Raw genomic sequence first — 18987 nt, 5'->3', positions numbered from 1 at the left:
TGTGTTCGTCGGTCCGAATCGATCGCCGGCCCCAGCCCAGTTGTGCGATACCCTGGCCTGTCGTGTAGCGCGTCGCACATATCGTCGATCGACTCGTCGGTTTTCGACGAGGTGGGCTCTGGTCCCCGGCACGTCGACCTTGCAAACGTCTGCGCGAGCTCACCAACGCGTCCGTCAAGATTTCGGAGCGTGGCGGTAGTCAGGCGCTGACCCTGAATGCCCTGCCGAGGAGTCGAAACCATGATTCCGCTCGACGGCGAGGACGTCGAAACCTGAGCCGGCCGTCTCGGTCATCCCCCGCAGAGATCGAGGCACTCGATATCGACGTCCGCCTCACTGCGGGTGAGGCTGGGGGATCCAGCACCGTCGGTCCCGATCACGCAATAGGCGGCCTCGCCCCCGTCACAGGGCTGAATGCCTCGAACGCAGCGGCTGCGGCGAGCACGGCCGCGTCTGCATGCTGCGGACCGATGATCTGCAGCCCGACGGGAAGCCCACTCGCGGTGAACCCGCAGTTGACGGTGATCGCGGGAAGCGCTGCGTGCGTGGGCGATTCGGTCATTCGATGGAAATCGAGCCTCGGGTCGCGCACAGCGTGGCCGTTCACGGTCGTGTTCCCGCCCTCAGGTCCTGGATGCGGGAACGCAGCTACGGTCATCGTCGGCGATACGAGCAGATCGTGATCGTCGAGTACGGCCAAGAAACCGTGCAGGATTCGAGTGCGGACCTCGTTCTGAGTCTTGGCATAGTCGACGGCCGACATCGTCCTGCCCAGCTCTGCAATCTTCAGCGTCACCGGATGTAGGCCCGAGTCTCCCAGCCGGCCCGCCGGAGTCTCGAGGTCCAGCATGGAGGCGAAGGCCGGGGCGTACAGGTCGGTGAAGTAATCGATCGGGTCGGGCACCGACATCCGGACCTGGTCCACGTGTGCTTGCCCGATGGACTCCATCGACTGGACGGCCGCTGTGACCACCGCGAGTACCTCGGTATCGATCTCGGCCGAACCGAAATCCGGTGAGAATGCAATACGAAGACCCTTCAGAGATGCGTCGATCGTCGCAGCCTCGAAGCTGAAACCCGCAGCTGGAAGGCTCAGCGGACTGTTCGGGTGCGGCCCGGACGTGACGTCGAGCAGCAGGGCTGCATCCCGGACGTGTCGAGTCAGCGGCCCGACCACACTCGTTGTGCCCCAGACGTCTTCATCCGGGATACGACCCGGCGACGCCTTCAGGCCGACGACACCACAGCACGCTGCAGGAACGCGAATCGATCCACCGCCATCGGATCCCCATGCGAATGGGGCCACTCCGCACGCGACCGATGCGGCAGCGCCGCCGCTCGATCCGCCCGAGGTATGTGTGGGAGCAGCCCACGGCGTCGACGTGCGTCCGGTGACCTTCGATTCCGTGACGCCGAGCATGCCGAAATCCGGGGTGGTCGTGTTGCCGATCAGGATCGATCCTGCCGACTTCAGCCGGGCCCATGAAACGTCGTCCTCGTCCGGGACGAAGTCGGCAAATGCAGGCGTCCCGAACGTCGTCCGGACACCCGCTGTCTTCGTGAGGTCCTTCACCGTGATCGGCACTCCATGCAGTGGACCGACTTCTGCGCCCGCCGCAGTTCGGGCGTCGGCGCGCGCGGCGGCTTCGAGTGCCTGCTCGGCGACGACGGTCACGAAAGCGTTGATCGACGGCTCGACCTTCTCGAGCTGTGCGAGCACCGCGGTCACGGCCTCGGTCGACGAAAGCTCCTTCGCTTGGATCTTCGCCGCCATCTCATGGCCGCTCATCCACACGATCTCGTCGCTCACTGTTCTTCGCCCCCGTCCACGACACGCGTCCACAGGACCCTCCAGAGGGCAACCATTCCCGGCTTCTCGCGCCCTTCGACCTCGTACTGGCAGTCGAACACGACCAGATAGTCGTCTCCCTTGGCAATGACGTCGGCTACCGTGCCCTTCACCCGGAAGCGGTCGCCTGTGGTCATCGGGCTGACGAAACGCACACGGTCGAATCCGTAGTTCCATCCGCTCCACCGAGGGTCGTCGACAGAAACGACCTTGTTGACCAGGTGATCGAGTAGCGCGAGGGAATAGAATCCCTCGATCAGTCCGTCCGGATAGGTGCTCGACGCCACTTCGTTGGGGTTGTCCAGAACATAGGTCACCTCGTCGAACATGGTGTTTCGCTCGGGGCTGGGCGAAAACCATGCCCCCAGAAACTCACGTCCCACCAGTTCGGGTAACTCGTCCCATGTGGCGGCGATCTCTGTTGTCGCCGAGGTCGATGTGGTCATCAGACGTGTCCTTTCGTTTCACTCAGAGTTTTTCGGGAACGCGCCGGCGACCAGCCGGGGCGTGGGATCGAGTCGATGAGTCGGCGTGTGTAGGGCTCACGAGGCTGGTCGAGGATTCGCTCGGTCGCGCCCTCCTCCACTACCCGGCCGCTCTTCATGACGATGGCCTGATCGCTGATCTGTCGAACCACGGCCAGGTCGTGCGAGACGAAGATGTACGAGATGCCAGCGTTGGCGCGTATGTCTATCAGGAGGTTCAGCACCTGAGCTTGGACGCTCACATCGAGCGCCGACACGGCCTCGTCGAGCAGCAGGACCTTCGGCTCGGTCGACAAGGCTCGCGCGATCGCAACGCGCTGTCTCTGGCCGCCGGACAAATTCCCCGGCAGTTCGGACGCGTGCCGTGCGTCCAGCCCCACTTGCTCGAGCAGTTCGAGAGAGCGCAGGCGTCGCTCCCGACGCCCCATGCCGAGCCCGATCACCAGCAGTTCCTCGATAGAAGCTCCGATTCGCTGCCGCGGATCGAGCGAGCCGAACGGGTCCTGAAAAACCATCTGGATCTTTCCGGCGGGACGTTGACGCGGACGCGAACCGTCGACGATCACCTCGCCGTCGAGACGCACGACACCGTGATCTGCGGTCTCGAGCCCCGCGATTATTCGAGCAACCGTGGTCTTGCCGGAACCCGACTCCCCGACGACGGCCAGCGACCCACCCGCGTCGAGAACGAACGAGACGTCGTCGACCGCGCGATGGCCGGCTTGTTTTCGGCCTCCGAGTCTCGTCGGGAACGTCTTGGTCAGTGACTCCACCTCGAGCACATGGTCGGTCATGCCAACTCCTCACTCAGAGTCGCGCGCAGCTCTTCCGCACGGTGGCACGCCACTTCTCGTCCGTCGAACCGACGTAGAAGTGGTCGTTCAGCGCGACAGCGGTCAGTGGCAAACGCGCACCGGCCGGCGAAATGGCATCCTGTGTCGACCTCGAAGGCCGAGAGGGGCCGGCCGGGAATCGCGTGCAGCCGACGGACCTCGGTGATGCTGGGGCGCGAAAGAAGCAGTCCGGCGGTGTACGGGTGACGGGGTGAACCGTAGATGAGGCTCGACGGGCCTTTTTCCACGATGACACCCGCGTACATGACGGTGATGGAGTCCGTGATCGCGGCGGCAAGGTCGAGATCGTGCGTGATGAACAGCAGGCCCAATGACCTTTCTCGCACTTGCTCTTGCAAGATTCCCACTACTTCTTCTTGCACCGTGACATCGAGAGCGGTCGTGGGCTCGTCCGCGAGGATCAGCATCGGCGAGGGAAGCAGCGCCATCACGATCATCACGCGCTGCAACAGGCCGCCCGACAACTCGTGTGGATACTGGCCCATTCGACGGTCGGCATCGGCAACACCTACCTCACGCAGCAGCGCACATGCACGCGCCAACGCCTCGGCTCGTGTCATCAGACCCGCCGCCACGACACCCTCGACAAGAAAGTCTCCGATCGTGACGAGCGGATTGGTGTGAGCGCGGGGATCTTGATAGATCATCGCGACCTCACGCGACCGGTACTGCGACCAGCGCTGTTTGGAGAACGAACTCAACTCGTCGCCGTCGAACTTCAGACTCCCGGCAGTAGTGGCCCCCCGCGGCAGCAGACCCATAGCAGCCTTGACCGTCATGGACTTTCCCGAACCGGATTCGCCGACGAGCCCAACCGACTCGCCGGGGGCCACGCTCAGGCTGACGTCGTGAATGACGGTGCGCCGTTCGTCACCTCGGTGCCGACCGTCGAGCTCCACACTCAGCCGATCGACGTCGAGCAAGTTGATTGCGGTCAACGGTTCACTCCCATTCGTGTGGCGATTCGCTCGCCGACAACATTGAAGGACACGACGGCCAACACGATCGCCAGCCCGGCCGCAAGACTCTGTTGCGCGGCACCGGCGAGCAATTCGGTACGTCCATCGCTCACCATCACGCCCCATTCCGCAGCCGGGGGTTGCACACCGACGCCGATGAACGAGGTGGCACCGAAGTCCAACAGGGCCGAGCCGAAGCCGATCGTCGCCTGGGCAAGAATCAACGGAATGAGGTTCGGCAGAATGTGTCTCGTACAGATGCGCCACGTCGACATGCCGGCCAGCGTGCACGCTTCGACGTACGCCAACGAGCATTCGGTAATTGCCGCACTACGGATGATCCGGGCGGTGTACGGGATGTACACCAGGGCCAATGCCAGCACGGCAGCCCAGAAACCCGCTCCCAGGATGGCGGCCGCGATGATGGCGACCAGAATGCCGGGGACAGCGAACATCACGTTGAGACCCTTGGCCAACCAGTTGTCCAGCCATCCACCACGCCAGGCAGCGGTTATGCCGAGCGTCGTGCCGATAGTGATGCTCAGCAGCACGATGAGCCCGGGTCCTGCGAAGCTGAGCCTCGCACCGACCAACAGCCGTGAAAAGATGTCACGGCCGAGCGAGTCGGTCCCCAGCAGATGAGTACCGCTCGGGCCTTGACCTGCGGCCAGAATGTCGATCTCCGACGGATCGTACGGTGCCAACCAGGTTCCGAATACAGCGACCGAAACGAGGACGACGCAGACGACACCGAAGCCCGCAAGAATGGGATCCGCGCGGCCGAGACGATCGCGGTGAGGCCGGGAGACGGCGGCGGAAACGAAGGCGGTCATCGATCGGCCCCTGATTTTCTCGATCGCGGATCCAGCAGACTCTGCGCGATGTCCAGCGCTGTGGTCACCGCAACGAAGATCACGACGATCAGCATCGAAATGGCCAACACGACCGGGTAGTCCTTCCCTTGAGCACTCTTGACCAGGAACGACCCCATCCCGTCGAGACCGAATGCCGTCTCGACCACGATGGAGCCGGCCACGAGACCCGCGACAGTCAGTCCCGAGGCCGTCAACACCGGCAGAGCGGCATTTCGCAACACGTGGCGACGAAAGACTGTCCGCCCGTTGATTCCTCGCCCGACCGCAGTGGTCACGTGCTCCTTGTTCGCCTGATCGCGGACTGCCGCGGTCGTGATTTGCGCTACGTATGCGGTCCAGCCCAGCGCCAGGGCCACAGCGGGTAGCAGAAGGTGGTGCAGCCGATCGACCAGGCCGGACCCTGATCCGAACGTGGGAAACCACCCGAGATTCACCGCGAACACGGCGATGAGGAGGGTCGACGACACGAACGTCGGAACAGCAATACCGACACCGATCAGCGCCGTGATCACGGGCCGCCACCGATCCTTGGTGCCGGCGAACGATCCGAGCAGCACTCCGGCGACGATGATCATCGTGCCGGCCAGAAGCACCAGGGTGAGGGTCGTTGCGACGCGGGGTGCCACCAAGGATTCGACATCCTGCCGGTACGTGATCGAGTTACCGAAGTCGCCTGTGACGAAGCTGGACAGCCAGTCCCAGTACCGAACGAGCAGAGGCCTGTCCAGGCCCAGCGAGTCGCGCACTGCCTGGCGTTGTTCGGCGGTGGCTTTCGGGCCTACGATCCTGCTCACGGGGTCACCCGGAGTCAGCTGCAGCGCGCCGAAGATGACGATGCTGGCCACGAAAACGGTCGCCACGGCTCCTGCGAGTTTTCGGATAGCAGTCGGCACTGCCGGCAGAGACCGTCCGTGCGAATCGGGTTGACCCGTCTCGACATTCATCGACGTGTCCGTCACCACGCACCGCCCGTCATTCCGCGGAGCCCACGTTGACCAAGTTCGGTCCGGTCCAGTACGCGAACGATGTCGTCGCTCCGCCCAGCCTGTTGTTCAGGAACGTCACTGTGTTCGTCTGCTCGATACCGATCGTGGCGTTGTAGCCTTCCCACAGTTCCTGCGCCTCGATCGTCAGTTCGGCGCGCTTGTCCGGGTCGGTTTCGGACCGAGCCTCTTCCAGCAAGTCGGTGAGCCGAGGGTCGTCGATGCCTGTGTAGTTGTAAGGCTGACCGGGCATGTAGCTGAAGAGCGCCGGTTCGAGCGGATCGGTCTTGCCGTTCCACGAAGATCCGAGCAAAAGGTCGTAATCCTGGCGCTTGGCAGCGTCGTAGCCGGCCTGCGAGTATTCCAGCGCGCCGAGCTGCGCGATCTCGATGTTCATGCCGATCTGCTTGCCCTGCTGCTGAATGAGCTGGGCAAGTTGGTTGGCCGTCGGATCGCCTGCGACGGTAGCCATCACCAGCGGCTGCCCGTCGTACGACGACTGCTCGACCAACGATTCGGCTTTGTCGGTATCGAATGCACGATCGGTTGCATACTCGTCGTAGGCAGCCTGATACTTGTCGGTCTGATCGTTGGGCCAGGTTCGAGGCGTGACCGCCGTGTACGACGGGGTCGCCGAACCCTTGTACACCGCCTGGGCGATGCCTTCCCTGTCGATCATCAGTTGGAGCGCTTGTCTGAGTAGAGGATCGGCCGTTGCACCCCCGGCATTGGCGATGGACAGACCCGTACTCTGGGTGGAAGGACCGAAGTACAACGTGCCGGTCGACGAATTCCTGAGGGTGTCGATCGACGCGGGACTGACCTCGTAGGCACCGTCGATTTCGCCGGTTTCCAGTGCTTGAGTCAAGGCGTTGGCGTCGGTCACGAATGTGAACTCGACCTCGCGAACTTTCGGCAACTGGTCCTTGTTCCAGTAATCGTCGTTGCGGGTCATGACAATGCTGTCGCCCGACTTCCAGGACTCGAGCTCGAACGGTCCGCTACACATCAGACCGCCTGCCGCCGTTCCGAAATTCTGCCCCTGAGCTTCGGCGAAAGCCTTCTGAACGACGAATCCGCCCAGCGATGACATTCCAGCGTTGAACTGCGAATCCGGCCGTGTGAACGTCACGGTCACTTCCCGATCGCCTGTTGCCGTGATCGAGGCAACGTTGGCGAACGAGCCACCCGACAACGGGCTCGCTTGCGCGCGGCCGAGGCTGTACACCACATCTTCGGTGGTCACGGGTGACCCGTCCCAGAATCGAGCGTCGCCGCGCAGCGTGTACACCAATTCGGTCGGTGATTTCTGCTCGAAGTCTGCCAGTCGAGGCTTCAGATTGAAGTCGGCATCGACCTGCAGCAACGCGTCGCAGAGATTCTCCACAACTTGACCACCGCCCAATGTTGCTGCCTCCGTTGGACTCAACGTGTCGGGCTCACCTGCGGAGAGGTTCCACACGATCGAATCGACGTCGCCGCTCGCGGCCGGTGCAGAGTTGGTCAGTTCTGGACTGCCGTTGTCTCGACCGACGCCGCCGGTGCCTCCGCTGCCGCCGCCGCACGCCGCGACCGACGCGACTGTGGCGAACGCCGTACCGGTGATCGCTGCACGGCGAATCAGCCGCCGTGCGCTCGAGTTATTCATCATCGAACTCCCTATGGATGGCTGCGTCGGTGCCTCGGATAGGCCTTTGCATAGCGGTAACTATATAACGTGGGCTTCACAAAAAGTGGCCTGTTTCACGGTTTTAACGAGGAAGTAATACGCACGGTCCTTTCGCGCGCGGATCAACGGCCGACCAGAAGCGCATCGACAACCCGTACTCGGCCGGTTTCGTGTTCGATCAGCACCGGATTCAGGTCTGCCTCGGACAAGTCGTCGCGAAAGTCGTTCGCAAGCCACGAGAGCCGCTCGGCCAGCTCGGCGTACCGGGCCAACCCGGTCTTCGGGTGCAGCGACCGGTAGCCGTCCGCCAAGCGCTGCAGATTGCTGCGGGCAATCAGCCGCTCAGCGGCGTCTCGACTCATCGGTGCGGGTCCCTGCTCGACATCGCCGAACAGCTCGACCAGCACTCCCCCGCTTCCTACTGCCACGGTGACGCCCAACTGAGGAGTCGAGACGAAGCCGACGAACGCCTCCAACGATCCGGTCAGCTGCTCCTGAATCTCGAATCCCGTGATGCGAGCAGTCGGTGCGGCTGCCGCCACCGAGGCCATCATGCGCGAACCGGCCTCCCGAAGCTCGGCTTCCGAGCCGATGCCCACCTCGACGCCACCGACCTCGGTACGGTGCCCGATGTCGGGTGAGTCGATTTTCAGGACCACCGGATAGCTCGCCTCACGCGACCACTCGACCGCCGCCTCGATGTCGGCGGTCATTGCGGATCGAACGAAATCGATTCCGTATGCCTTCAACAGATCTCGGGTATTGGCGGGCGTGACGCCCTCGGCGATCGAAAGACGCAGAGCCGACAACGTCGGCTCGTCGGGGAGATCGAGGGGACGCATCGGGGTCGGCGTCGCCACACTGGTCGCCGCCGAGCGAATCGCCACGAGCGAATTGCGTAGTCCGCGGACGACCGGGACATTCGACTCGTACAGAGCGGCCGCATCGACGTGAATCGAGACAGACGAGCTCGACGCAATGACAAAGGGAACTTTCGGGAACTCTCCCGCTACGACTCGAACTTCGTCGAAGAACTCTGCCTCGTAGTCGACCTCGACGGACGCTCGAGTGCATTGCGCGTCGAGCACTGCCACGACGACGTCGACATCGGGGGCGGAAGCGATCAGACGCAGTGCTTCGGTGTAGGCAGTGTCCTCGGCGACGACGCTGCCACCGGCATCGAGCGGATTGTTGATGGCCACGTCCGGTAGCAAGTTCTGAAGCGACTGCGTGAGAACATCATCGAACACTGCCAGGTCGGTGCCTACTTCCTCCGAAAGATCGGCCATCAGCCCTGCTTGACCACCGGAGATCGTCACCGCACCGATGCGGCCCTGCCCGACCGGTCGCTCGCGGAGAGCCGCGATCAGCTCGAGCGACGAGGCCAACTCGTCGTAGTCCGACACCACCGCGACACCCGCATCGGCGAACAACGCGTCGTAGGCAGCGCCTGCCGCCAGCATGGCACCCGTATGCGCAACAGTTGCGCGACCGCCCGCTTCGGTGCGCCCGACCTTGAGGGCGACAACCGGTTTGCCCGCGTCTCGGGCGATGCGAACCGCATCGACGAATCTCGGACCATCCGGGACCGACTCGAGAACGAGTCCGATGACAGTGGTCTCGTCGTCATGAGCCAACCACTCGATGTACCCGGCCGTGTCCGCACCATATTCGTTGCCGGTCGAAATTACCTTCGAGAAGCCGCCCGCGGTGATGGTTCGGGCGACGAAAATCGCCGCCGACCCCGACTGCGCCAAGAGTGAAATTCCGCCGCGGGGCAGGTCCATCAGGACCCCCTCATCGATCCACAGTGCTGCCTGATCCGACACATTGATGAACCCCATGCAGTTGGGTCCGTGAACGACCATGTCGATGTCGGCGACGGCGTCGCGGAATTCCCGCACGTCCTCGGGCATCAGACCCGCGGACGGCACCACCGCTGCCGCACAACCGATCTTGTCCAATTCACGCAGAACGCCTGACGTGCTGCTGGCCGGCAGGCACACCATAGCGACGTCTACCTGCGGCAACTCGGCGATCGACCGCACCGATTCGATTCCTTCGACGATTCCACCACCAGGGTTCACCACGTGGATTCGACCTCGAAAGCCGACCGTCCGAAGGTTGCGAATTGCCTGATTGCCGCCGGCCACACGCTTGCTCGAGGCACCGATGATCGCAACGGATTCAGGGTTGAGCAGACTTGTGAGCTGCGGATCGATGTGTTCGGGACTCATATCGCGCCTTTGATCGTGGAATATATAGCGGCCACTGTATAACGATCCCTGCACTTCGTCAGCGCAATCGACGAGATTGCGTGCTGCTACGCCGGTCGCCGATCGCACCACCCGCGAACGGTTGACTCCCTACGACCTCAGTGGTTCCGCATGGCCGCACGGCGAACTGTCAGAACATCTTCCGACGGTCACTGTTTGTGTAGATCCGTCAAACAACATCGTCTGCGGACGGCTCGGGATCGAGCCGATCCATCAGATCGAGTCCGGCTTCGGCCCAGTCGATCTCGGACAGACCACGGGCGATCATTCCCGAATAGCTGAATACCTTGTAGGCGATGATCTTCTCGTGTTCGGATTCTGGGCGGCCCTTCAACCGCCGCATGATTGCAGGATCGGTCCTTGCCGAAATACCTTCTCGAACCGCGGTGAGCAGAGCGACCTGCTCCGTGTAATAAGCGATGTGGGTGCGCAGGATCGACCGCCCCTCGTCGGGGTCCGCCCATTCGAGGTACGCGGCCTGCATGTGGTGGGCATCGCGTTCGGGCGCGTGGTCCAGTGGTGTGGACATCCAGCGCCGGAAGTCTTCGATGCCGGATTCGGTTATGTGATATTCCGTTTTGGTGCTGCGCGGTCCCCAGCGGATCTGCACTCCATCGACCAGCCCATCGGTCTGCATACGCCGCAGTTCAGGGTAGATCTGGGAATCCGGTGCATGCCACACGTGGCCGACGGAGCCACGAAATCTCTTTGCTGCGTCGTAGCCGGTGACCGGACCGGCGGTCAGCAGTGCCAACAGCGCGTAGCGAAGACTCATGTCCCCCCGATCGTTCGGCGATGCGTTGCCAAACACTACATCCATAGTTAGTGTGTGCGTCACATCACTCAATAACTATGTCGATAGTTATCGACAAGCCCTGCCACTGCGAGGACACGTCATGACAGATCTCGGCCCGGGCGGAGCAACCGCCAAGAACATGGCCTATCCATCGAATGCTTGGTACGTCGCTGCCTGGGACTACGAACTGAATACGACCGGTTTGATCTCACGCACCGTCGCAGGAACACCGATGGCTCTGTACCGAACTGCCGAGGGGCGCCCCGTGGCTCTGGCCGACGCATGCTGGCACCGGCTGGCCCCGCTCTCGAAGGGAACTCGCGTCGGTGACGACGAAGTCCAATGCCCGTACCATGGACTTCGTTACAATTCGGCCGGCCGATGCACCAGCATGCCGGCGCAGGACACAATCAATCCCTCGGCCATGGTCTCGTCGTTCCCGGTACAACAGCGCCACCGCTACGTGTGGGTGTGGCCGGGCGATCCCACACTGGCCGACCCGGCGCTCATCCCGGACATGTTCCAGATGGACTCCGCCGAGTGGGCGGGTGACGGTCGCACCATCGACGTGAACGCGAACTGGCAGTTGGTGCTGGACAATCTCATGGACCTCACCCACGAGGAATTCGTCCATGCATCCACGATCGGCCAAGACGAATTGAGCGAATCGGACTTCGAGGTCAGCCACGACGAACGCACTGTCACCGTGACGCGATGGATGCGAGGCATCGATCCACCGCCGTTCTGGCTCGGGAACATGCGCGACAAGTTTCCCGGCTTCGCCGGGAAGGTCGATCGTTGGCAGATCATCGAATTTCAGGCTCCCGGGACGATCTGTATCGATGTCGGTGTCGCCAAGGCCGGCACCGGGGCACCCGAGGGTGACCGGAGCCAGGGAGTGAACGGCTTCGTGATGAATACGATCACGCCCGTCGATCACAGGACAGCACTGTATTTCTGGGCATTCATGCGCAACTACCGCCTCGAGAGCCAGGCGATCACGACCAAGCTTCGAGACGGTGTCCACGGGGTCTTCGGCGAAGACGAGGCGATGCTCACCGCGCAGCAGCGTGCCATCGACGCCAACCCTGACCACGAGTTCTACAACTTGAACATCGACGCCGGTGGAATGTGGGTTCGCCGCATCATTCAACGGATGATCGAAACCGAACGCGCACACACCGGTAACCTGGACGCATTCGCCGCGGGAGCGGTCAACTGACATGACCGACAACAAGACTCGGTGGCAACGCGGTACGATCCTGGCCGTCGAGCCCGCCGCGGAACACATTGCGAAAATCGTCATCGGGACCGAAGACCCCCATCGCGTAACACCCGGATCACACGTCGACGTCCGAATCGACGACGGGAGCATCCGCTCCTACTCGGTCGTTTCGGGAGCCGCCGACGGTCGAAGCATGACGTTGGGCGTGCACCTTTCCCCGACCTCACGTGGGGGTTCGCGTTTCATGCACACTCTCGCCCCCGGTGACGAACTGGCCGTGACCGAGCCACTTCAGAACTTCCCTCTTCGCATAGGTGCCCCTCGGTACGTTCTGCTGGCAGGAGGAATCGGAATCACCGCGATGGCCGCGATCGCGGCTGCTCTCCGACGTGTCGGAGCCGAGTACCGATTCCACTACGTCGGTCGCAGCCGTACAGCGATGGCATTCGTCTCAGAACTCGTTGCAGCACACGGAGATCGACTCGTTCTGCATGTCGACGACGAGGGAACAGGACTCGACGTCTCGACTGTCGTGGCCGACGCCGATCAGTCGGTGGAGCTGTACATGTGTGGGCCCATCCGGCTGATGGATGCAGTGCGGCGAGCGTGGATCGAGCGGGACCTCCCGCTACCGAACCTGCGCTACGAGACGTTCGGCAACAGCGGCTGGTTCGAGGCGCAGGAATTCACTGTGACAATCCCACGCCTGGGGATCGAAACCACTGTCGCCGTAGGTGATTCACTGCTCGATGCACTCCAACAGGCGGGGGCCGACATGATGTTCGACTGCAGAAAAGGCGAGTGTGGACTGTGCCAGGTCGACGTACTCGACGTTCAGGGCACCGTCGACCATCGCGACGTGTTCTTCAGTGAAGCCCAGAAGGACACCTGCCGCAAGATGTGCTCCTGCGTATCACGCGTCGCGGGATCGAACGGTCCAGCCGTACTGGCGCTCGACATTCCCTGAGCACGCCGACACCGACGTTCGAGCTCAGGTCAGGGGGTGAGCGCCATGTGGGTGCTTGCGTCGGTCAGGACGTCGCGGAGCCGTTCCGCGATGTCGTCGAGGAGCGCGGCGTCGCTGATCAGCGGCGGCGCGATCTGAAGGACAGCGTCGCCGCGGTCGTCGCATCGTGCGATGAGCCCCGCCTGGCGAAGCCGCTTGGGTAGAAAACCTCGCAGCAGATCGTCGCGCTCGGCCTGGTCGAATCGGGTCGCGTCGTCGTCCTTGACCAGCTCCATCGCCCAGAAGAAGCCTGCCCCTCGGACGTCGCCGACGATGGGCAGGTCCAGCAGCCCCTTGACGCGGTCGCCGAGTGCGCCGGCTTGTGAGCGGACGTTCTCGAGGACCTGGTCACGCTCGATGATCTCGATGCTCTTGGACGCCAACGCCGCGCTGAGCGGATGGCCACCGAACGTGATGCCGTGGCGGAAGACCTTCTTGTGCTCCACGAGGGGTGCGACGACGTGGTCGCGGACCAGAACAGCGCCCATCGGGGCATAGGCCGACGTCAGACCCTTCGCAACGCTGATCAGGTCAGGAGCGACACCTTCACGCGACGACGCGAACCATTCACCGATGCGGCCGAACCCCGTGATGACCTCGTCGGCCATCAGCAGGACGCCGTACTTGTCGGCGATTTCGCGCAGACCCGTCCAGTAGCCCGCCGGCGCGGTGAAACAGCCACCCGCATTTTGCACTGGCTCGGCGATGATCAGGGCGACCTCGTCCGTACCGGCGGCGATGACCGCGTTTTCGACCTCGGCCAGCAAACGCGCGCAGAATGCGGCTTCGTCATGGCCGTCGGGTGCACGAAAGCGGTTGGTGTTGGATACCTTCGTGACCTCGATCGGCGGGGTGCCGAAGCCCTCTTTGAACGGCTGGACGCCCGTGAACGACAGTGCCCCCAGCGTGACGCCGTGGTACGCCCGGTCACGTGCAATGGCCTTGGTGCGCTGTGGTTGGCCGATCGCGATGAAGTGCTCGCGCACCATCTTCCACGCCGACTCGACCGACTCCGAACCGCCGCCGGTGAAGAAAACCCGGTAGTCGTCGGCCGGAGCCAGGCTGCTGATTTTCTCGGCCAGATCGATTGTCGCGGGGTGCGCAGTGCCCCAACTGGTGTTGAACGCCAGCTGCGTCAGCTGCTTGGTGGCAGCCTCGGCCATCTCTACGCCGTACGAGTAGCCCAGCTGCGAGCAGAACAGGCTCGACAGTGCGTCGATGTACTGCTTACCGTGAGTGTCGTACACGTATGGACCCTCGCCGCGGTCCAGGACCATGAGGTCGTCGACCTCCTGCTTTGAGAAGTGCAGTATGAGGTGATCCTTGGCCGACTGCTGCAGACGGTCGTGGTCGGGGTTGATGACATTCATGAACAGCTCCTCAGGAAGTGGGTGGTGGTGGATCAGCGAGACGACACGATGGCCGCGGCCATCTCGGTACCGACGCGTAGAGCGCCGTCGACATGCTGGAAACCCAGCCCAGCGACGTCGGAGCTGCCGAATTGGATTGGCCCGACCGGCTGCCGCAGGACCGGACCGAACCGGGTCAGGCCGCCGAGGTCGAAGCTGGAAGCGTAGGCACCTTGGCCCAGTTCCTCGGAGGTCCAGTCGCTCTCGTAGTACGACGCCGGGGACAAGGCGTCGGGACCGTAATAGTTCGCCAGCGACGTCAGCACCAGGTCGCGACGACGATCGGTCGCCATTGCGCGTACTTCATCGGCGCGTTCGTCGGAGACGAAGCCTACGAGCGTCCCACGTGAGTCGCCGTAGTTGGTGTTGTCGTACGCCTCGTGTACCAGCTCGTACGGGCTGAAGACCGTCCCGGACAGGCCGGCGTCACGCCAGAACGGCGTCGGGTAGGTGATGTGTACTTTGATGACCTGGCCGAAAGACTGGTGTTGACGTGCTTCTCGCTGCAGGGACGGCAGCGGTGGGTGGAAGCGGATGCGCGACACGACGGTCGGTGGAATGGCCACCACCAGGTGCTGCGCTGCTACCGTCAAGTCGCCGGCAACGACCTCGACACCGTCGTGGCTCCACCGCACCTGCTCGACGTCGACGCCGAGACGCACCGCGTCGCCGAGGCGCTGGGCCAATGTCAGAGGGACGCTCTGGAGCCCGCCGACGACCCGCCTGTCGAGGATGAACTCGGAGTCGACGAGGTGGCTGAAGCTGCCCGCGCTCGCGGCCATGTGCACGGCCTGGAGTACCGAGAAGCTGTGCGCGGGCTTCGTGAGCATCGCCTGGGCGATGAACATGGCGATGTTGTCGCGGGCCTCGCGCTCGCAGCAGTTGTCGTCCAGCCACGAAGAGAAGCTCTGGCGGTCCAACTCGTCGGCCGAGGGACTGGCCCACGGACTGCCCGGATCCATCTGCGCGGCAAGTGAATCCAGCAACTCGGTGAGACGGACCATCTCCTTCTCGACGTTCGGAGGAACCGGGACCTGCTCGCCTTCGAACGTGCGGCGCTCCCCCGTGATTCCGATGTACACCGACTTGCCCTCGCGGTAGCGCGGGTAGGTCTCGAGACCGAGCTCGTCGATGACGCGCAAAAGTTCTTCCTGATCGGGCGAGACCCACTGACCGCCGAGCTCGAGGTCGACGCCGTCGACCTCGTCGGTCCACAGACGTCCACCCACGCGGGTGCGCGCTTCGAGAACCACGACCGACCGTCCGGCCTGCTGCAGCGCGTACGCCGCGGACAGTCCCGTGGCACCGGCCCCGACGACGATGACGTCCGCGGTTTCGGTGCTGCTGTGTTGGGTGTCCATGCTCATGCCTCCACGTTGCTCATGACGTGCTTGACCCGGGTGTACTCCTCGAGTCCGTACGCCGATAGGTCCTTCCCGTGCCCTGAAGCCCCGAACCCGCCGTGCGGCATCTCCGACACGAACGGGATGTGGGTGTTGACCCATACGCACCCGAAGTCGAGCTCGGCGGTCATCCGCAGTGCGCGGCCGTGGTCCTTGGTCCAGACACTGGCCGCGAGGCCGAACGGCACGTCGTTGGCGAGCTCGGTTGCCTCGTCGTCGGTCGTGAACGACTGCACCGTCAGAACGGGCCCGAAGACCTCCTGTTGGACGATCGCGTCGTCCTGACGGACACCGGAAATCACGGTGGGCTGGAAATAGAAGCCGTCACGGTCGACGCGCGCACCACCGGTCTCGATCCTTGTGTGCTCGCCGAGCCCCGCGATCATCCGCTCGACCGACGCGAGGTGGCCCGCATTGTTCAACGTCCCGAACGCGGCGGACTCATCGTCCGGTGCGCCCGGGGTGGAGGCCTCCGCTTGCGCGACCAGCAGCCGCAGCAACTCGTCGTACACACTCTCGTGAACGATGACGCGAGTAGCGGCGGTGCAGTCCTGACCGGCGTTGAAGAACCCACCGACTGCGATGCCCTCGGCCGCTGTCTGCAGGTCGGCGTCGGCGAACACCACGGCAGGCGCCTTACCGCCGAGCTCGAGGTGCGCACGCTTGAGGTTTCTGGCTGCCGAGACGGCCACCTCTATTCCTGCGCGCACCGACCCGGTGATCGCCACGAGGCCTGGCACGGGGTGCTCGACCAACAGGCGGCCGGTACCGGCGTCACCGTTGACGATGTTCAACACACCCGCTGGCAGGATCTCGCCCGCTATCTCGGCCAGGCGGACAGTAGAGCGCGGGGTGGTGTCGCTCGGCTTCAGCACGATCGTGTTGCCGGCCGCGAGCGCCGGAGCGATCTTCCAGATCGCCATCGCAAAGGGGTAGTTCCACGGCGTCACCTGCGCGACGACGCCGATGGGCTCCCGGCGGATGCTCGACGAAAGCCCCTCGGTGTACTCGGCGGTTGCCTTGCCCTCCAGCAGCCGGGCCGCGCCTGCGAAGAAGCGCAGCTGGTCGACACCCTGGTCGATCTCCTCCGTTGCGATGTGCGCCTTGATCTGGCCGGTATCGCGTGACTGCAGTTCGACCAGCTCGTCGCGGGCGGCCTCGACCGCGTCCGCGATCTTCAGCAGCGCCAGCTGGCGCGCCTTCGGAGTCGAGCGCTTCCATGTCTTCGAAGCCCTCTTGGCGGCGCGGAACGCGGCGTCGACCTCATCGGCGGTGGAAATCGGCGAGCGTCCGTCGGGGCGTCCCGTCGTGGGGTCGATGAGCTCGATGAAATCGGTCGCTGCCGAATCGGTCAGCGCACCGTCGACGTAGTTCTGGATGACGTCCGAGGTGTGTGCTGTGGTCACGAGGCTGCTTCCTTGGTGGAGTCGGGCAAGAGGATGTAGAGCTTGCGGAGTGTCTCGTGGACGATCCAGCGGGTCCGGTCACCGGCGTGCAGCCGAACGACGGTGCCCGCGTGCAGGTGCAGGCTGCTGTTGTCGGCGAACTCGATCCGGCCGCGGCCGGACAGCACGACGAAGGCCTCCTCGATCTCGGTGTCCTGCACTGTTCCCGTCGTGATCTCCCAGACGCCCACCTCGACACCGTTGTGTACGTCCATTGTGTGTGCGCCCTGCGATGGACACCCTTCGATCACATCGCCGGCGTCGACGGGTGCGTGCTCGATCGGCACCGTTGCGGCGTCCTGAGCGAGCAGTCGGTGGGCAGCCAGCTCTGGCCCGTTCACGAGTCGAACCCGAGGCCGAGGCGGTCGAGCGTCCGCAGCAGGAGGTTGCGCTGACCCTCACGATGGTCGGCACGGTCGAGCGACCACTTGGTCGCTTCGATGCCGATCTTGGCGAACGGCTCGGGTGGGAACGGCAACGGCTTCTTGCGCACCATCTCGAGCTGCGTGCGCGGTGTCGGGTCACCCTCGAGGCGGTCCAGCATGACCTCGGCGGCGAACCGAGTTGCCGCGACACCCAGACCTGTGAACCCCGCCGCGTACGCGACCCGACCCCGACGTGCGAGGCCGTGGAAAGCACAGAACTGCGTCGACGTGTCGATCGCGCCACCCCATTGGTGACTGAACTTCAACCCCTCCAGCTGCGGAAAGGTCGTCAAGAAGTGGGAGGCAAGTGTTCGGTACGACGACTCGCGGTCGTCGTACTCCGGACGCACCCGGCGGCCCGCATGGTAGATCGCGTCGTAGCCGCCGTACAGAATTCGGTTGTCCGCGGACAAGCGGGAGTAGTGAAATTGATTGGCCAGGTCGGTGAGACCCTCTCTACCGCGCCAGCCGATGTCGTCCATCTGTGCGTCACTGAGCGGTTCGGTCATCAGCACGTAGTCGTAGACCGGCACGGTCGACAAACGCGAGCGTCGCAGCAGGGGGCGGAAGACGTTGGTACCCAATGCAACCTTCTTGCTGCGCACGACCCCACGGTCGGTCGCGACAGCGACCTCGGACCCGCGTGTGCGCAGCCCCGTCACTGCGGAGTGCTCGAAGATTTCCACACCCAGGTCGGTGGCGACGCGAGCCAACTCGGATGCGAGGCGTCCCGGGTGTACCAAGCCGCAGTGATGCTGTTCGAGGCGGGCAGCGGCGAAGACAGGGCTGTCGATCCTCTTTCGCGCGGCCTCACGATCGAGGTAAACACCCTCCTCGGACTCCTTCAGCCATTGCACCTGATGCGGCTCGTAGGCGACCGACAGTGTCCCGGTGCGCTCGAACTGGGCGTCCATACCCAGCTCGGAGACATCACGCTCGATCGCGTCGAGGTTCTCGAGACCCATCCGCTCGAGCGTGTCGAACTCGTAGGGCCAGCGCGTGCGACCGTTCTCCTCGCCGTGCGTCAGGCTCGCCTCGGCGAACCCGCCGTTGCGGCCCGACGCGGCCCAACCGATCGTCTGCGCCTCGAGTAGCACCACACGGGCCGCAGGGTCACGCCGTTTTGCCAGCACCGCTGTCCACAGTCCCGTGTAGCCGCCGCCCACCACTGTCAGATCGGCCATATGCGATGCGGTCAGCTGCGGGTACGACGCGTTAGGGGCGTCCTCCAGCCAAAAGACGGAGGACTTCGTCGAACGGAGAGACTCGTCGACCGCGCTCGAAGACGGTGCCTCCCGCTCGAAGACTGTGAGATGAGCGGTCATGAG

Annotated in this window: 16 protein-coding genes; 2 read left to right on the top strand and 14 right to left on the bottom strand. The window is 63.7% G+C overall.

Annotated features, from left to right (window positions below; all coding sequences use genetic code 11):
* Positions 1 to 376: 376 nt before the first annotated feature.
* From AC5WEY_RS09310 to AC5WEY_RS09270, 9 genes are all read right to left on the bottom strand, one after another.
* Positions 377 to 1810 (bottom strand): amidase, encoded by a 1434-nt coding sequence (locus AC5WEY_RS09310; RefSeq protein WP_495645675.1) that lies wholly within the window; start codon positions 1808 to 1810, stop codon positions 377 to 379.
* Positions 1807 to 2295 carry a hotdog family protein gene (locus tag AC5WEY_RS09305; RefSeq protein ID WP_495645674.1) on the bottom strand — a complete coding sequence of 163 codons (489 nt, stop codon included), beginning with the start codon at positions 2293 to 2295 and terminating at the stop codon, positions 1807 to 1809. Before AC5WEY_RS09305 ends, AC5WEY_RS09310 begins: the two co-directional genes overlap by 4 nt.
* On the bottom strand, positions 2295 to 3128 hold the full coding sequence (locus tag AC5WEY_RS09300) for an ABC transporter ATP-binding protein (protein ID WP_495645673.1): 834 nt from the start codon (positions 3126 to 3128) through the stop codon (positions 2295 to 2297). The genes AC5WEY_RS09305 and AC5WEY_RS09300 overlap by 1 nt, the downstream gene beginning before the upstream one ends.
* Positions 3125 to 4126 (bottom strand): ABC transporter ATP-binding protein, encoded by a 1002-nt coding sequence (locus AC5WEY_RS09295; RefSeq protein WP_495645672.1) that lies wholly within the window; start codon positions 4124 to 4126, stop codon positions 3125 to 3127. Before AC5WEY_RS09295 ends, AC5WEY_RS09300 begins: the two co-directional genes overlap by 4 nt.
* Entirely contained in the window at positions 4123 to 4980 is an 858-nt protein-coding gene (locus tag AC5WEY_RS09290) for an ABC transporter permease (protein ID WP_495645671.1), read from the bottom strand. The genes AC5WEY_RS09295 and AC5WEY_RS09290 overlap by 4 nt, the downstream gene beginning before the upstream one ends.
* A complete protein-coding gene (locus AC5WEY_RS09285; RefSeq protein WP_495645670.1) occupies positions 4977 to 5966 on the bottom strand; it encodes an ABC transporter permease in 990 nt (329 codons plus the stop codon). The genes AC5WEY_RS09290 and AC5WEY_RS09285 overlap by 4 nt, the downstream gene beginning before the upstream one ends.
* 28 nt (positions 5967 to 5994) lie before the next feature.
* The gene (locus AC5WEY_RS09280) at positions 5995 to 7653 is read right to left on the bottom strand and encodes an ABC transporter substrate-binding protein (RefSeq protein WP_495645669.1); all 1659 of its coding nucleotides are present in this window, start codon (positions 7651 to 7653) and stop codon (positions 5995 to 5997) included.
* A 143-nt stretch (positions 7654 to 7796) separates the two neighbouring features.
* Positions 7797 to 9911 carry an acetate--CoA ligase family protein gene (locus AC5WEY_RS09275; RefSeq protein ID WP_495645668.1) on the bottom strand — a complete coding sequence of 705 codons (2115 nt, stop codon included), beginning with the start codon at positions 9909 to 9911 and terminating at the stop codon, positions 7797 to 7799.
* A gap of 208 nt (positions 9912 to 10119) precedes the next feature.
* On the bottom strand, positions 10120 to 10725 hold the full coding sequence (locus AC5WEY_RS09270) for a PadR family transcriptional regulator (RefSeq protein ID WP_495645667.1): 606 nt from the start codon (positions 10723 to 10725) through the stop codon (positions 10120 to 10122).
* Between the two features lie 121 nt (positions 10726 to 10846).
* Between AC5WEY_RS09270 and AC5WEY_RS09265 the strand changes: the two genes are divergently transcribed.
* Together AC5WEY_RS09265 and AC5WEY_RS09260 are read left to right on the top strand one after the other, a co-directional pair.
* Positions 10847 to 11968, top strand: coding sequence for an aromatic ring-hydroxylating dioxygenase subunit alpha (locus AC5WEY_RS09265; RefSeq protein ID WP_495645666.1), 1122 nt, complete (start codon positions 10847 to 10849; stop codon positions 11966 to 11968).
* 1 nt (position 11969) lies between these two features.
* The gene (locus AC5WEY_RS09260) at positions 11970 to 12938 is read left to right on the top strand and encodes a PDR/VanB family oxidoreductase (protein WP_495645665.1); all 969 of its coding nucleotides are present in this window, start codon (positions 11970 to 11972) and stop codon (positions 12936 to 12938) included.
* A gap of 29 nt (positions 12939 to 12967) precedes the next feature.
* Here AC5WEY_RS09260 and AC5WEY_RS09255 read toward each other — a convergent pair whose 3' ends face one another.
* From AC5WEY_RS09255 to AC5WEY_RS09235, 5 genes are read right to left on the bottom strand one after another with little or no spacing between them, the layout of a single operon-like run.
* The gene (locus AC5WEY_RS09255; protein ID WP_495645664.1) at positions 12968 to 14347 is read right to left on the bottom strand and encodes an aminotransferase class III-fold pyridoxal phosphate-dependent enzyme; all 1380 of its coding nucleotides are present in this window, start codon (positions 14345 to 14347) and stop codon (positions 12968 to 12970) included.
* Positions 14348 to 14379: 32 nt separating this feature from the next.
* Positions 14380 to 15747: a flavin monoamine oxidase family protein gene (locus AC5WEY_RS09250; RefSeq protein WP_495646517.1), complete on the bottom strand. Its 1368-nt coding sequence runs from the start codon at positions 15745 to 15747 to the stop codon at positions 14380 to 14382.
* Positions 15748 to 15749: 2 nt separating this feature from the next.
* Positions 15750 to 17195 carry a gamma-aminobutyraldehyde dehydrogenase gene (locus AC5WEY_RS09245; RefSeq protein WP_495645663.1) on the bottom strand — a complete coding sequence of 482 codons (1446 nt, stop codon included), beginning with the start codon at positions 17193 to 17195 and terminating at the stop codon, positions 15750 to 15752.
* The gene (locus AC5WEY_RS09240) at positions 17192 to 17575 is read right to left on the bottom strand and encodes a cupin domain-containing protein (RefSeq protein WP_495645662.1); all 384 of its coding nucleotides are present in this window, start codon (positions 17573 to 17575) and stop codon (positions 17192 to 17194) included. Before AC5WEY_RS09240 ends, AC5WEY_RS09245 begins: the two co-directional genes overlap by 4 nt.
* Positions 17572 to 18984 (bottom strand): NAD(P)/FAD-dependent oxidoreductase, encoded by a 1413-nt coding sequence (locus tag AC5WEY_RS09235; protein WP_495645661.1) that lies wholly within the window; start codon positions 18982 to 18984, stop codon positions 17572 to 17574. Before AC5WEY_RS09235 ends, AC5WEY_RS09240 begins: the two co-directional genes overlap by 4 nt.
* Positions 18985 to 18987 lie beyond the last annotated feature (3 nt).

This window comes from Rhodococcoides sp. S146-33 (assembly GCF_059489205.1).
This window is presented reverse-complemented; position numbering and strand designations above follow the sequence as displayed.

Bases quoted from the DNA above. Each gene is read 5' to 3' on its own strand.
- AC5WEY_RS09300 (WP_495645673.1), bottom strand. From the start codon at position 3,128: ATGACCGACCATGTGCTCGAGGTGGAGTCACTGACCAAGACGTTCCCG.
- AC5WEY_RS09290 (WP_495645671.1), bottom strand. From the start codon at position 4,980: ATGACCGCCTTCGTTTCCGCCGCCGTCTCCCGGCCTCACCGCGATCGT.
- AC5WEY_RS09260 (WP_495645665.1), top strand. From the start codon at position 11,970: ATGACCGACAACAAGACTCGGTGGCAACGCGGTACGATCCTGGCCGTC.
- AC5WEY_RS09250 (WP_495646517.1), bottom strand. From the start codon at position 15,747: ATGGACACCCAACACAGCAGCACCGAAACCGCGGACGTCATCGTCGTC.
- AC5WEY_RS09280 (WP_495645669.1), bottom strand. From the start codon at position 7,653: ATGAATAACTCGAGCGCACGGCGGCTGATTCGCCGTGCAGCGATCACC.
- AC5WEY_RS09305 (WP_495645674.1), bottom strand. From the start codon at position 2,295: ATGACCACATCGACCTCGGCGACAACAGAGATCGCCGCCACATGGGAC.
- AC5WEY_RS09285 (WP_495645670.1), bottom strand. From the start codon at position 5,966: ATGAATGTCGAGACGGGTCAACCCGATTCGCACGGACGGTCTCTGCCG.
- AC5WEY_RS09255 (WP_495645664.1), bottom strand. From the start codon at position 14,347: ATGAATGTCATCAACCCCGACCACGACCGTCTGCAGCAGTCGGCCAAG.
- AC5WEY_RS09270 (WP_495645667.1), bottom strand. From the start codon at position 10,725: ATGAGTCTTCGCTACGCGCTGTTGGCACTGCTGACCGCCGGTCCGGTC.
- AC5WEY_RS09235 (WP_495645661.1), bottom strand. From the start codon at position 18,984: ATGACCGCTCATCTCACAGTCTTCGAGCGGGAGGCACCGTCTTCGAGC.
- AC5WEY_RS09265 (WP_495645666.1), top strand. From the start codon at position 10,847: ATGACAGATCTCGGCCCGGGCGGAGCAACCGCCAAGAACATGGCCTAT.
- AC5WEY_RS09275 (WP_495645668.1), bottom strand. From the start codon at position 9,911: ATGAGTCCCGAACACATCGATCCGCAGCTCACAAGTCTGCTCAACCCT.